At 75.7% G+C, this 14,131-nt stretch carries 9 protein-coding genes and 1 pseudogene; 5 read left to right on the plus strand and 5 right to left on the minus strand.

Translation table 11 applies throughout. The annotated features are described in order from the left end of the window. Positions 1-33: 33 nt before the first annotated feature. Positions 34-2,037: a glycoside hydrolase gene (locus tag ACSNOK_RS21275; protein WP_436782329.1), complete on the minus strand. Its 2,004-nt coding sequence runs from the start codon at positions 2,035-2,037 to the stop codon at positions 34-36. A 139-nt stretch (positions 2,038-2,176) separates the two neighbouring features. Here ACSNOK_RS21275 and ACSNOK_RS21280 point away from each other — a divergent pair, with 139 nt between their 5' ends. After that, positions 2,177-3,394, plus strand: a complete 1,218-nt coding sequence (locus tag ACSNOK_RS21280; protein WP_436782330.1) for an FUSC family protein — start codon at positions 2,177-2,179, stop codon at positions 3,392-3,394. Positions 3,395-3,500: 106 nt separating this feature from the next. Here the strand turns inward: ACSNOK_RS21280 and proP are convergent, their stop codons facing one another. Together proP and ACSNOK_RS21290 are read right to left on the minus strand one after the other, a co-directional pair. Further along, a complete protein-coding gene (proP, locus tag ACSNOK_RS21285; protein ID WP_436782334.1) occupies positions 3,501-5,129 on the minus strand; it encodes a glycine betaine/L-proline transporter ProP in 1,629 nt (542 codons plus the stop codon). 187 nt (positions 5,130-5,316) lie between these two features. Next, positions 5,317-5,742, minus strand: coding sequence for an ankyrin repeat domain-containing protein (locus ACSNOK_RS21290; RefSeq protein ID WP_436782331.1), 426 nt, complete (start codon positions 5,740-5,742; stop codon positions 5,317-5,319). A 382-nt stretch (positions 5,743-6,124) separates the two neighbouring features. Here ACSNOK_RS21290 and ACSNOK_RS21295 point away from each other — a divergent pair, with 382 nt between their 5' ends. Both ACSNOK_RS21295 and ACSNOK_RS21300 read left to right on the plus strand, forming a co-directional pair. Then, positions 6,125-6,319 (plus strand): hypothetical protein, encoded by a 195-nt coding sequence (locus ACSNOK_RS21295; protein ID WP_004948848.1) that lies wholly within the window; start codon positions 6,125-6,127, stop codon positions 6,317-6,319. A gap of 91 nt (positions 6,320-6,410) precedes the next feature. Then, positions 6,411-8,060: pseudogene (locus ACSNOK_RS21300) on the plus strand (hypothetical protein); the annotation flags it as partial. A gap of 2,247 nt (positions 8,061-10,307) precedes the next feature. On the opposite strand, the gene ACSNOK_RS21305 reads toward ACSNOK_RS21300, so the two are convergent. Next, positions 10,308-11,822, minus strand: a complete 1,515-nt coding sequence (locus ACSNOK_RS21305; protein WP_436782332.1) for a PLP-dependent aminotransferase family protein — start codon at positions 11,820-11,822, stop codon at positions 10,308-10,310. Between the two features lie 199 nt (positions 11,823-12,021). On the opposite strand from ACSNOK_RS21305, the gene ACSNOK_RS21310 reads away from it, so the two are divergent. Both ACSNOK_RS21310 and ACSNOK_RS21315 read left to right on the plus strand, forming a co-directional pair. After that, positions 12,022-12,762, plus strand: coding sequence for a YczE/YyaS/YitT family protein (locus ACSNOK_RS21310; protein WP_436782333.1), 741 nt, complete (start codon positions 12,022-12,024; stop codon positions 12,760-12,762). Positions 12,763-13,057: 295 nt separating this feature from the next. Continuing rightward, a complete protein-coding gene (locus tag ACSNOK_RS21315; RefSeq protein ID WP_004948858.1) occupies positions 13,058-13,432 on the plus strand; it encodes an RNA polymerase-binding protein RbpA in 375 nt (124 codons plus the stop codon). Positions 13,433-13,526: 94 nt separating this feature from the next. Here ACSNOK_RS21315 and fxsA read toward each other — a convergent pair whose 3' ends face one another. Continuing rightward, positions 13,527-14,090, minus strand: coding sequence for an FxsA family membrane protein (gene fxsA, locus ACSNOK_RS21320; protein ID WP_436782335.1), 564 nt, complete (start codon positions 14,088-14,090; stop codon positions 13,527-13,529). Positions 14,091-14,131: the final 41 nt, after the last annotated feature.

The raw sequence follows: 14,131 nt of genomic DNA on the forward strand, positions 1-14,131 counted from the left end.
CCCCCCCCCCCCCCCCCCCCCCCCCCGCCCCCGCTACCGGTCGACGTCCGCCGGGCAGAGCCGGCGCGGCTTCGCGTCGCCCTTCAGCTTGGCGTCCACGCAGCCGCCGGGCACCCCCCGGTACGCCGCCGTGCCGAAGTTGGCCGTCACGGTGAGGACGCCGTCGCCGAAGACCGTCCGCTGGACCGCGCGGTCGCCGGTGAGGGTGCGGAAGTCCGTCATCGCCTCCGTTCCCGCCGCCTTGTGGAGCGGCGAGAAGTACCGCTGGAGGGCGGCCAGTTCCTTGCCCCGCTCCTTGATCGACGGGCCGTCGAGGACGAAGTTGAGCGGGGTGTTGTAGAGCATGGCGAGCAGCGCCCGCGTCGTCTTCTGCCGCGGCAGCTTGTCGTAGGGCAGCTCCCAGCGCTCGGTGTTGACGAGCGAGTCGTGCAGGGCGGTCTCGTACAGCGGGACGCGGTAGGCCGGGTCGTACATCGCCTTGGCGACGTCGGCGGGGAGTTCGGCGGGCTTGAAGAAGATCCCGGGGGCCTTGGCGGGGGTGTAGCCGCCCCACTTCTCCTTGTCGCGCTCGGCCTTCCACAGCCCGTCGGCCACCGGGGTGCCGGAGCCGTGGTCGAAGGCGAGGACGCCGTTGGCCCAGGCGCCGGCGGACTCGGAGCCGAGGACGAGGCGGTCGTTCTTCGCCAGCCGGCCCATCCGGGCGAGCCGGTTGGCGCGGTCGCGGGCCTTGGTCATCGGGTGGGTGGGGCTGTGGTCGCGGAACAGTTCGCCGGCCGCGTCCACGTCGAGAAAGTAGCTGTCGGCGCCGTTCCTGGTCATGGCGCGGGTGCGGTCGGCGAGGTAGTGCTTGTCCGGTTCCGCCTTCTCGAACGCCTCGGAGCTCAGGTAGCAGCCCCGGTCGTGGAAGCCGGGCTCCGGCTTGCCGTCGGCGCGGCGGACGCAGAAGTCGGGGTACACGGTGCCGGGCCAGACGGAGGTGGGGGCGTCGGACGTCTTCGGGTCCTGGCCGTTGGCGAACGAGTCGTAGGGGCCGACGAGGTAGCCCGCCTTCTTCGCGGCGGCCACCGCCTCGGCGTCCATCGGCGTGTCGTCGGCGTCGTAGCCGAGCCACATCCGGTCCACGCCGAGGGCATGCAGCGCGCGGACGCCTTCGGCGGTGCGGGCCTGTCCCCAGGTGTAGGCGTGGAAGGCGCCCAGCAGCTTCCGGGTGGCGGGCAGCGCCTCGGCCTTGCGGCGGAGGCTGCCGAGCTGTCCGTGCTCGGCGAGCCAGGCGCGGTACTCGCGGGCGGGGGCGACCGGGGAGCCGTCGGTGAGGGCGAAGGCGACGGTGTACTCGGTGGTGGCCTCGTCGCGCGAGAAGCGGTGGGCGGCGGCGGCGCGGAGCCGGCCGCCCTCGGAGGTGACGCGCAGGGTGGTGCCGATGTCGGTGGGCACCAGGTAGCCGACGCCCTGGCCGGTGCCGAGGCCGTATCCCCACAGGGGGAGGGAGAGGCCGGAGTCCACGGGGATCTCGCCGTCCACGAGGCCGGCGCGCGGGGAGTTCCAGAAGCGGTCGGCGACGGGCAGCGAGAGCCCCTCGCCGCGGGCGAGCTGAAGGCTGGACGCGGCCCGGTCGGCGCCGGTGACCGGCCAGTTCAGCGTGGTGTCGGCGGTGCCGCCGGCCCGGAACGAGACGAGCAGCCGGCCGTGGTCGGCGCGGGCGGTGACGGTGAGGCCGGTGCGCGGGTAGGTCCAGCGTGCCCCGTCGGCGGTGGTGGTGACGCGGCCGGGGGTGCCGGGCGGCTGGGCGGCGGGGGCGGACAGTTCGACGGTGCCGCCGGCGGTACGGGCGGTCACCCGCAGGGTGGCCGGGTCGACGGTGGCGGTGCCGCCGCGGATGGGGATGTCGACGAGGCCGCCGTGGACCCGGGGGCCGGCCGCGGTCCGGGAGGGCGTGGGGGCCGCGTCGGCGGATGTGGCGAGGGTGACGCACGGGAGGGTCGCCGCGAGGGCGACCGCCACGGCGCGGACGACGTGACGTGAGTTCGTGATGCGCATGGGGAGTTGATAGTGAACGGACCTAAGAAAGCGTTCTCACATTTCGCCTTCCCCCGCCCTCCGGGGTCCGGCCGCCCGCCCGGCCGGACATGGATCCGCCCGGACGTGGCACACACAAGAGGTGTGGCGAGAGAGAACGATGTGGCGCAGAGCGGTGGAAGAGGTCGCGGCGGCGGGGCGGGCGCTGCGCCGGGCCTGGCAGGGGCCCGGCCGGGAACGGGAGCTGGTGGTGCTGGCCTTCAAGGCCACGCTGGCGTCGGTGGCCGCCTGGGCCCTCGCCGCCTGGCTGCTGAAGAACACGCTGGCGCTGATGGCCCCCTGGGTGGCGCTGCTGCTGGTCCGTACGACGGTCTACCGGTCGCTGGCGCAGGCGGCCCAGCAGACCCTGGCCATCGCCCTGGGGACGGTCATGGCGACGGCCGGCGGCATGCTGCTGGGCGGCACCCTGACGGCCATGGCCGTGGTGCTGCCGGTGGCCCTGCTGATCGGCAACTGGCAGCACTTCGGCGACCAGGGCCTGGCGGGCGCCACCTCGGCGCTGTTCACCCTCGCGGGCGGCGAGTGGTCGGTGGACATCGCCGTCGACCGGGTGCTGGCCGCGCTGCTCGGGGCGGTGGTGGGGGTGGCGGTGAACGCGTTCGTCCTGCCGCCGGTCTCGCTGCGCAGCGCCCGGGACGCCATCGGCGAGGTGGTCACCGAGTGCCGGACGATCCTCGACGCGCTGGCCGAAGGGGTCGCCGAGGGCTGTGACCACGCTCGGGCGGTCGCCTGGCAGGAGCGGGTCCGGCGGCTGCCCCGGCTGCTGGCCGGGGTCCGGTCGGCGATCGGGTGGGCCGAGGAGAGCGCCCGGTTCAACCCGCACCGCCGCCGGAGCGAGCTCCTGTGGCGGGCGAAGCCGTCGTACGAGGAGACGGCGCACACCCTGGAGCACGTCGTCGACCACCTGGAGGGGCTGACGCGCACCCTCGCGGAGGCCACGGACGCGCACCACCCCCGCCGGCTGCCCGGCCCGGAGGCCACCCGCCCGTACGGCGACTTCCTGCGCCGCGTCGCACGGGCCCTGTGCGCGTACGGCCGCACGGTGACCGGGGACGACCCGGCCGCCGCCCGGGAGGAGCTGCTGCGGGAGCTGCGCGGGGTGGAGACGGCGCACGGGACGCTGCGGGCCCGGCTGGCCGAGCGGGCGTCGACCGATCCGGAGGCCATGGAGCTGATCGGCTCGCTGCTGGCCGAGGCCCGCCGGCTCACCCACCGGCTGCGGGTGCCGGACGGTACGGACGGCGCGCCGGGCGCCGCCCCGGAGAGCGCGCCCGGGCCGGGCACCGCTCCGGAGGCGGGGGACGGACGGACCGCCTGAGACCGCCTGAGACGGGCCGCCTGAGACCGCTTGAGCGGACACGGCCGCGCCGCCCGTTCCCGGGGTTCCCGGGAGGGCGGCGCGGCCGTGTGGTGGGTGACGCGGGTCAGGAGCGGTCGTCCCGCGGCCCGTCGGAGGGCCCGGAGTCGTCGTGCGCCCGGCCCGGGTGGCGGAGGTGGAGCCAGGCCTCCCTGGCCCGGCGGCCGGCCTCGGTGCGGCTGCGGGCGACCAGGCGGCGGGCCTGTTCGGGGCTCTCGACCATCGGCCCGGAGCCGCGCAGCGGCTTGCCCGCCGTCTCGTGCAGGAAGAAGGCGGAGACGAAGCCGATGGCGCCGGCCGCCATCAGGTAGTAGGCGGGGATCATGTGGTTGTCCGTCTGCTCCAGCAGCGCGGAGACCACCAGCGGGGTGGTGCCGCCGAACAGCGAGACGGAGATGTTGAACGACACCGAGAGCGCGCCGTAGCGCATCCGGGTCGGGAAGAGGGCCGGGAGCGTGGAGGCCGCGGTGCCGGCGAAGACGACGAGCAGCAGCCCGAGCATCAGGCAGCCGAGGGCCGGCAGCAGCGCTCCCCCGCACTGGACCAGCAGGATCGCCGGGATCGCCAGGGCCACCAGCGCCGCGCTGCCGACCATGAACATCGGCCGGCGGCCCCACTGGTCGGACGAGCGGCCGACGGTGGTGATGGTGAGTGCCACCACGATCATGGTGCCGAGGATCAGCAGCTGGGCGGTGGTCGGGTCCTTGCCCAGGGTCTCGGTCATGTAGGTGGGCAGGTAGGACGTGACGAGGTAGTTGGTGACGTTGTAGACGATCACCAGGCCCATGCAGATGAGCACGGCGTGCCAGTGCTTGGTGAAGATCTCGCGCAGCCGGCCGTGGCCGGACTGGCGGGCCTCCTCGGTGCCCTCGGCCACCGCCTCCTCGTCCCGGCCCGCGGGGGCGACCCCGGCCTCCGCCGCCGCGCGGAAGGCGGGCGTCTCCTCCAGCTTCATCCGCATGTAGAGGCCGATCAGGCCGAGCGGGCCGGCGAGCAGGAAGGGCAGCCGCCAGCCCCAGTCCGTCATCCCGTCGTCGCCCAGGACGGCGGTGAGCACGGTGACCAGGCCGGAGCCGAGCGCGTAGCCGACGAAGGTGCCGAAGTCGAGCCAGCTGCCCAGGAAGCCGCGGCGTTTGTCGGGGGCGTACTCGGCGATGTACGTGGTGGCTCCGGCGTACTCGCCGCCGGTCGAGAAGCCCTGCACCAGCCGGCACAGCAGCAGCAGGACGGGAGCGGCGAAGCCGACGGTCCCGTAGGTGGGCAGCAGCCCGACGGCGAAGGTGCTGATCGCCATCATGATCATGGTGGCGGCGAGGACGCGCTGCCGGCCGACGCGGTCGCCGAGCGGCCCGAACACCAGCCCGCCCAGGGGGCGGACCAGGAAGGCCGCGGCGAAGGTGGCGAAGGCCGAGACGACCTGGGCGCCGGGCGAGCTGGAGGGGAAGAAGACCTTGCCGAGCGTGGCCGCCACATAGGCGTACACGCCGAAGTCGAACCACTCCATCATGTTCCCGAGCGCCGCGGCGGACACGGCACGGCGGACCTCCGGGCGGTCCGCGACCGTGACCTCCTCGATGCTCAGGGACGTCTTGTTCCGCCGCAGCAGCGTGCGGAGCAGGCGGTCCGTGGACGAGGTGCCTCCCCGCGCGGGGGCACCCCGCACGGTGTTCGGGGTTCGTCTGCGCTCGGCGCCCATGATCACCTGTCGGAGAGTCTGGCGGGACACGTGGTCCCGTTGGTCCCTTCCGGTACGGGTACGCACTTTGGCGCTGTTTATTCGCTTATGACTCACGCGGATGCGTCTTGCCCGGACGCCACAGGTGAAACCTGCGCCCCCGGAGCCGGGCGCGTCACGTCTCCGGCGTCCGGCCCCTCGGGCCCTGTCAGGCGCCCCCGAACAGCTCCAGCAGGTCCTGCCGGCCGAACATACCGGCCGTCTCCACCGCCGAGGGCACCCCGGCCGCGGGGTCGGCGCCGTGCTCGACCAGCAGTCGGACCACCTCGTCCTCGGCCTTGAAGACGGCACCGGCCAGCGGGGTCTGCCCCCGGTCGTTGGCCCGGTTCGGGTCGGCGCCCCGCTCCAGCAGCGCGGCGACGGTCCGGGGGTGCCCGTGGTAGGCGGCGAGCATCACGAGGGTGTCGCCCCGGTCGTTGGTCAGGTTCGGCGGCACCCCGGCGTCCACGTAGGCGGCGAGGGTGTCGGTGTCCCCGTGCCGGGCCAGGTCGAAGACCTTGGCCGCGAGCTGGAGCACCTCGGGGTCGTGCGCGGGTTCGGGGGCGGGCTCGGCGTCGGGCGTCGGCTCGGGCATGGTCGGCGGTCCTCGGGGTCGGGGCCCCCACGGCGGGGGCCGGGCGTTCCGCCGGGCCCCCGCGGGCCCGGCACGGGCGGGTTCGCGGACCGGTCGGCGGTCCGGTCCGGGGCCGGTGCGCGGCCCCGGCCGGGCCGGTTCGACTCCGGTCCGGGGCCGGTTCGACTCCCGGTCCGGGGCCGGTGCGCGGCCCGGTTATCGATCTTTCCCAGAGCCCACCCTACGTACGCCCGCCCCGCCCCGGAGCCTTGACGGCCCGCTCGCGGCCGAGCGGGTGAACCGGCCGCGCGTCACTCGCTTGCCTCTTCCCGGATGTCCGGATTCCCGCTTGCTGTGACGCTGGGAGGACTCATGGTGACCGCCCCACCAACAGGAGACCTTCATGATCCTCTCCATCTCCGGCGTCGTGCTGCTGGGCATCGTCGTGTTCCTGTTCTTCCGCAAGGACGGTCTCAAGGCCAGCCACGCCCTCGTCTGCGCCCTGTTCGGCTTCTACCTCGCCGGCACGGCCATCGCCCCCAGCATCAAGGCGGGCGGCGCGAGCCTGGCCGGGCTGCTGGGCGGGCTGCGGTTCTGACCGCCCGCCGCGCGCGGCGCCCGACCGTCCCGCCGCGCACGGCACCCGTCCACTCCGAAGTCCCACCCCACCCCGACGTCAGGAGGCCGCCATGGGCCGGCGCGGAGTCCCCCGCACCCTGACCGACCGAGCCCCGTCCCCGGGCCGGGAGCTCGCCCACAGCGTCACCGACACCGCCCGCGACGTGCTGCACCCGGTCATCACCATCGGCCGCGGTCTGCGCTCGCTGGCGGCGGCCGGCCGGCGCGGCTGGGCCCGCACCCCCCGGGACCGGCGCGGCGCCGCCCTGCTGCTGGCCGCCTCCTGCATGCTCATCGTCGCCCTCATCCCCTACGGGCCCCCGCTGGCCGCCGCCGCGCTGCTGGCGGCCGGGGCGTGGCGCGGCCGGGACCGCGCCACGGCCCCGACGGCCCGTCAGGACCCGGTCGAGGGGCGGCTCCAGGCCCTGTACGAGGCCCTCGTCCCGTACTTCTCCTCGCCGCTCGACCCGACGCCGCTCTACTCCCACGGGGGCGGCTGGCGGCAGGCCTTCGACGACCACGCCTTCGACGACGAGGGCCGGCTGGTCGCCCTGCGGCTGCGCTACCCCGCGTACTTCACCGACGGGGAGAGCGAGGCCCGCGCCCGGATCGAACACCTGCTGCAGACCAAGGCGGGCCGGGGCCGGGAGTACCGCTTCGTCTGGGACGAGGAGGAGGGCGTCCTCGACCTGTCGGCGCTGCCCGCCCTGCCGGCCGACATCCGGGCGCAGCGCTTCGTGACCGCCCCCGGCGAGGTCCTGCTGGGCTTCACCGACCCGGAGGCCGTCCAGCGCACCCTGCCGGTGACCGACGGGGAGGGGACGCGCGACGTGCCGCCCGTCATCTGGCGCACCGGCCAGCGGTCGTCCGAGCCCCACCTGCTGGCCCTCGGCCGGCCCGCGAGCGGTGTCACGACGCTGCTGCGCTCGGTGTTGCTGCAGGCGCTCCACCACGGGGACGTGGTGATCGTGGACGGAGGCGGGGCGGGCGAGTACGCGTGCCTGGCCGGCCGGGAGGGCGTACTGGCCGTCGAGTCCGCGCCGCCCGGCGCGGTGGCCGCCCTGGAGTGGGCCGCGCAGGAGACCCAACGGCGGCTGGTGGCCACCAACACGGCCCGGCAGCACGGCCGTCCCGCCCCGGAGGACGTCCGCCGCCCGCTGTGGATCGTCGTCGACCGGCCCGCCGCGCTCAGCGCCCTCGCCGTCGCCGAAGGACGCCCCGACCCGCAGGAGCTGCTCCAGGTGCCGCTCCGGCACGGCCGGGCCGCCAACGTGACCGTCGCCCTGGGCGAACAGCTGGAGAGCGAGCGGCTGCTGACCGAGGCGGTGCTCGCCCACACCCGGGCCCGGGTGGTCCTGGGACCGGTCGCGGCCGGCCAGGTGCGCGGCACGCTCGGCGAGCTGCCGCAGACCACGCCCGTCAACGAGGTGCCCGCCGGGCGGGGCTACGCCCGCCTGGGCACCGGCCCGGTACACCGCCTCCAGGTGCCGGCCACCCCGGACCCGTACGACGAGGGCGCCCCCGAGCCGCACCGCCGCGCGGTCGCGGACCTCCTCCCACCGTGGCCACCCACCGAACGGCTCGGCACCCGGCCGGAGCCCGGCTACACGCGGGAGAACACCCCGACCTCCGGCGGCACCGGCACGGGGGCGCTCGCGGGCGGCGAGAGCCGCCCGGAGCCGACGGACGCCTGGGGCCACGCCCCGACGGACGGCTCCGGCCCCGCGCCGGCGGAGGCGCCGGGCGGCTTCCCGGCCGGCGGGAGCCGCCCAGAGCCGGCGGACACCTGGGGCCACGCACCGACGGACGGCCCCGGCCCCACGCCGACGGAAGCGCCGGGCCGCTTCGCAGCCGGCGGGAGCCGCCCAGAGCCGACAGACGCCTGGGGCCACGCCCCGGCAGGCGGCTCCGGGACCACGCCGGCGGAAGCGCCGAACCGCTTCCCGGCCGGCGGGGATCCGGGCTTCGACGCCGCCCACCTCACCGACCGCCTTCCGGCGGACGCCCGGGGCCACGCCCCGGCGAACGGCTCCGGGGCCACGCCGACGGAGGCGCCGGGCCGCTTCCCGGCCGGCGGGAACCGCCGAGAGCCGGCGGACACCTGGGACCACGCCCCGGCAGGCGGCTCCGGGACCACGCCGACAGAGGCGCCGGGCCGCTTCCCGGCCGACGGGAATGCGGGCTTCGACGCCGCCCACCTCACCAACCGCCATCCGGCCGACGCCCAGGGCCACGCCCCGACGAACAGCTCCGGGACCACGCCGACAGAGGCGCCGGGCCGCTTCCCGGCCGACGGGGATCCGGGTTTCGACGCCGCCCACCTCACCAACCGCCATCCGGCCGACGCCCAGGGCCACGCCCCGACGAACAGCTCCGGGACCACGCCGACGGAAGCGCCGGGCCGCTTCCCGGCCGACGGGAATGCGGGTTTCGACGCCGCCCGCCTCGTCGACCGCCTTCCGGCCGACGGCTCCGGTCACCTCACGACGGGCCACCCCTCCGCCCCGGAAGGGGCCTGGCCGCAGGCCGGCCACCGGCCGGAAGCGGCGGGCGGTACGCCGGGGCGGCACGCGGGCCACTACGCGCCGAGTCCCCCGTCCCCCGAAGACGGCCGACCGGCCGGCGCGGGCCGGGTGACGACGGACTCCGGGTACTACGCGGTCCCCAAGGACGCCCACAGCACCGGCCACCGGCCGGAGACCGCCGGCCACATGTCGGCGAATACCCCGGGCGGCCCTGCGGCCCATGCCACACCCCCCTCGCCCTACGCCGACGCCCCACACGCCACCCACGGAGCTCCGACCGGAACCCAGACCCCCCACCTGGGCCACACCGCAGCGACCCCTTCGTCCGACGACGCCCGGCACGCCACCCACCGACCGCACACCGGGCACCAGGCTCCGGCGAACCTCGCCCACGGAACGCCAACCGCACCTCAGATCGCCCGCCCGGGCCATGTCACGGCAGATCCCTCGGCCCACGACGACGCCCGGCACGCCACCCACCGACCGGACACCGGACACCACACCCCGGCAGACTTCACCCACGGAACACCAACCGCACCCCAGACCGCCCACCCCGGCCACACCACGGCAGACCCGTCGCTCCACGACGCCCGGCACGCCGCGAACCTCGCCGACGGAACGCCGGCCGGACCTCAAACCCCTCGCCCGGGCCGCACCACGACGGCCCCTTCGGCCCACGGCGATCTCCGGCACGGCGGCTTCCGTCCCGGAGGGGGAGCGCCCCCGTCGGCAACCGCCCCGGGCGGCCCCTCGGCCGGCGCGCCGGACCCTTACGCCCCCGGGCATTCGCCCTATGGCGACAGTGGCTACGCCGGTCTCCTGCCGGGCGCCGGGCATGCCGCGCCGGCGGGCGTCCCGGGCCGCTTCACGGTGGATCCCTCGGCCCCCGGGAGCCCCGGGCGCGCCGGCCGCCGGCCCGAGACGGGAAGTCACGCAGCGGCGGACACCCCGGGCGCGGCCCCGGCCGACGTCTCGTACCCCTACGCCGCGGACCCCGCGGCGCACGTGGGCCCCGGCCTTCACGCGGACCTCACCGGCCACGGGCCGGGAGCGGCGGCCCACGCTCCGGTCGATGCCTCGGGCCGCTTCCCGGCGGACCTCGCCGCGTATCCCCCGCCGGGCGCCCCGGGGTACGGGAGTACTCAGGGCGCCGGCTCCCCGCCGGACGCCCCGGCTCCGGGACGCTCCGGCCACGGCGCGGGAGGGTTCCCCGCCCACGACGCCGTCCGGCGGACCGGCCCATGGCCCGGCGTCGCGGAAGCGGGGCACGTGCCGACGGGCGCCCCGGCCGGGGGCCCGGCCGACGGCGCCGGCGCCTACACCGCGCCCCCCACAGTCCACGAGAGCACGGGCCGTCACGCGGGCCCCGCCGACCGCCGGGCGGCGGACGCCGCGACCGCGTTCCCCGCCGACCCCTCAGGCCCCTCAGGCCCCTCAGGCCCCTCAGGCCACGAAAGTGCGGGGCGCGTCGGCCGCCACGGGAGCCCCGCTGGCCACCAGCCGGGCGGCCTCGGCGAGCCGGGACACCGCCTCGTCGGCGACCGGCCCGGTGACGGTGAACGGCAGCCGTACGTACCCTTCGAAAGCGCCGTCCACGCCGAACCGCGGACCGGACGGCACGCGTACCCCCAGCCGTTCCCCGACCTGGGCGATCCGCGAGCCGGACAGCCCGCCGGTGCGTACCCACAGGGTGAGCCCGCCCTCCGGGACGGTGAACTCCCAGTCGGGCAGCCGCGCTTCGAGGGCGGCGACGACGGCGTCGCGGCTGTCGCGCACTTCGGCGCGGCGCGCGGCGACGGCTTCGTCCCAGCCGCCGGTGTCCAGCAGCCGGGTGACGGCGAGCTGTTCCAGTACGGGCGTGCCGAGGTCGGCATAGGCGCGGGCCGCGACGAGGCTGCGGATCACCTCGGGGGCGGCGCGTACCCAGCCGATCCGCAGGCCGGCCCAGAACGACTTGCTGGCGGATCCCACGGTGACCACCGTGCTGCCGGCCGGGTCGAAGGCGCACACGGGGCGGGGCATGGCGAGCCCGGGTTCCAGGGCGAGGTCGGTCATGGTCTCGTCGGCGACCAGTACGGTGCCGGCGGCCCGGGCCGCCTCGACGAGTTCGCGGCGCTGGGCCTCGGGGGCGAGGGCGCCGGTGGGGTTGTGGAAGTCGGCGATCACGTAGGCCAGCCGGGGGGCGGCGTCCCGCAGGACCTGGCGCCAGGCGGGCAGGTCCCAGCCGCCGAGCCGGTCGGCCATCCCGACGGGTACGAGCCGGGCACCGGCCTCACGCAGGAGCTGAAGGACATTGGCGTACGACGGTGACTCGACGGCCACCCGCTCGCCGCGCCCGGCCAGCAGCCGGCCGATGGCGGCGACGGCGCCCATGGCCCCGGTGGTCACCATGATCTGCTCGGGCATGGTGGGGATGCCGCGCGCGGTGTAGCGGTCGGCGACGGCCCGGCGCAGGTCGGGCAGGCCGGCGGGGTAGTCGCCGTGGGTGTGCGCGTAGGGCGGCAGTTCCTCCAGCGCTCCCTGGAAGGCCCGGGTGAGCCAGGGTTCGGGGGCGGTCAGCGCGGCGCAGCCGAGGTCGATCATCGAGCCGGAGGTCTCCGGCGGCAGGGGGTCCAGCGCCCGGGTGGGCAGCGGGCTGCCGGCGGGCACGGCGGTCCAGCTGCCGGCCCCGCGCCGGGATTCGAGGAACCCCTCGCCGCGCAGCGCCTCGTAGGCGGCGGCGACGGTGGTCCGGCTGACGGAGAGGGCAGTGGCGAGCTCCCGCTCGGCGGGCAGCCGGGCGGCCACCGGGATCCGGCCCTCCAGGACGAGCAGCCGGACGCGGTCGGCGAGCGAGCGGTAGGCGGGCGTGCGACGGCCGTTGAGGGGGGTCACCCCGCTCCGGGCCTCCGCCCCGCTCTGGGCGTCCAGGAGACGGGCGAGTTGCTGCGCCCCCACTGAGGCGGTCCACTGGCTCACGTTTGCGGTCCACCTTTCCGGAATTGGCCATGGATCATCATCGCTTACAGTCCACAGACTGCCATGTGACAGGCCACCCGCACCACCGCCGGGTACGGCCGCGATTCCCAGGGGAGGGGCCGTGCCCATACCGACGCCCACACCGACGCCCACACCGGCGCCCACACCGGCGCCCACACCGACGCCGGCATCGGCACCCGTGCCGACGCCCGCGCCAGAGCCCGTACCGACGCCCGCATCGGCACCCGCGCCGAAGCCCGTTCCGGCGCCGCCCGCACCGGCCCGGGCCACGGCGGCGGCCGTCGCGGGCCGCCTCGTCCGGCTCTACGCGGGCCTGGCGCTGTACGGGGCGAGCGCGGGCCTGCAACTGCGGGCGGGGCTCGGCCTGTCGCCCTGGGACGTCCTCAACCAGGGCGTGGCCCGGCACGCCGGGATCTCGATCGGCGCCGCGTCGATCCTGATCGGCGCGCTGGTGCTGCTGCTCTGGATTCCGCTGCGGCAGCGCCCGGGGCTGGGCACGGTCTCCAACGTGCTGGTGATCGGCCTGGCACTGGACGCGACACTGACGCTGGTCCCCGTCCAGCACTCCCTCTGGACGCGGATCCCGCTGCTGGCCTTCGCCGTGGTGCTGTGCGGCCTGGCGACCGGGCTCTACATATCGGCCCGCTTCGGCCCGGGCCCGCGCGACGGGCTGATGACCGGTCTGCACCGCACGACGGGCCGCTCGGTACGCCTGGTGCGCACCTGCATCGAGGTGGCGGTACTGGCGACGGGCTTCGCGCTCGGCGGTTCGATGGGCGCCGGGACGGTACTGTTCGCCGTGACGATCGGGCCGCTCGCCCAGTTCTTCCTGCGTCTCTTCGGATCCGCTCCCGCGGCGCCCACGGCCGTCCCGGCCGCGGAGGCCGCCACCCCGGCGACGGGGGCTGTCGGGGCCTAGCCCGGGACCCGGCACCGCCTCGCGGCGGACCCGGTGCGCCAGGGAAAGCCGCGAGCCGGTAGTGTACGCCTTTGACCCACCGGATGAACCGTTACTGCGCGTTTAAGTGCCGGGAACACTGGGTGACATCTGTTGTCAGATGTGACAAACCGGGCGCTGGTGGGTACAACAAGGGGCGGCACGACGGGCGACGCATGTCCCTCAACGGGAATCTTCACCGCCGACCGGACGTTGACCGGATGACGACGACAGCGACACCTGTCCTGTGGGCGACAAGCCCGGGAGGCACGAATTCATGAGTGAGCGAGCTCTCCGCGGCACGCGACTTGTGGTGACCAGCTACGAGACCGACCGCGGCATCGATCTGGCCCCGCGCCAGGCGGTGGAGTACGCATGCCCGAACGGCCATCGATTCGAGATGCCGTTCTCTGTAGAGGCGGAGATTCCGCCGGAGTGGGAGTGCAAGGCGTGCGGCGCCGTGGCACTCCTGGTGGACGGCGACGGACCCGAGGAGAAGAAGGGCAAGCCCGCGCGCACGCACTGGGACATGCTCATGGAGCGGCGCACCCGCGAGGAGCTGGAGGAGGTGCTGGCCGAGAGGCTGGCGGTCCTGCGCTCCGGCGCCATGAACATCGCCGTGCACCCGCGGGACACCCGCAAGTCGGCCTGACGGCCGCACCGCACGCCACGAGGGCCCCGCCACCGCGATGAAGCGGTGGCCGGGCCCTTGTGTGTCTGTGGCATGCCCGGGTGTCCGCACCCGCTCAGCGGGGGAGCTGCGGGTCGTCCGCTCGGGGGGTGGGACGCTCGTCGTCCCGGATGACCTCGCCCTGGACGACCTTGCCGTCGGGCTGGTGCATCCGCGCCTGCCGCACGGCGTCCCCCAGCGGGCTCGCCGCGCCCGCGCGCTCGATCCGGCGGACGGCCGTCTTCCGGATCAGGGCGCGGGTGGGCGGGAAGAGGCACAGCAGGCCGGCGGCGTCCGACAGCAGGCCCGGGACCATCAGCAGCAGGCCGCCGAGCATGGTGAGGCCGTTGCCGCCGCCTTCCGCCTCCGGCGCGGCGCTTCCCGCTCCCGCGGCCTGCATCGAGCGCGTCAGCCGCTGCCAGGCGCGCCTTCCGGCCCGCTTGATCACATACCCGCCGAGGACGACTCCTCCGGCCAGCAGCCCGAAGACGGCGAGGCCGCCGGCGGCGTCCGCGACGAGGATCAGGAGCCAGATCTCCAGGACGGCCCAGGCGGCGATGGCGAGCGGGAGGAGTTTTCGCGTCATGCGTCCAGTGTGCCTGGACGGTGGGGTGTGCCCCGGTCCCGCCCCTTCGCCGATTCCTGGGGGTGCCGCCCCAGACCCCGCTTGTCGCGGCTTCG

Source organism: Streptomyces sp. URMC 126, assembly GCF_051386555.1.
GTDB lineage: Bacteria > Actinomycetota > Actinomycetes > Streptomycetales > Streptomycetaceae > Streptomyces.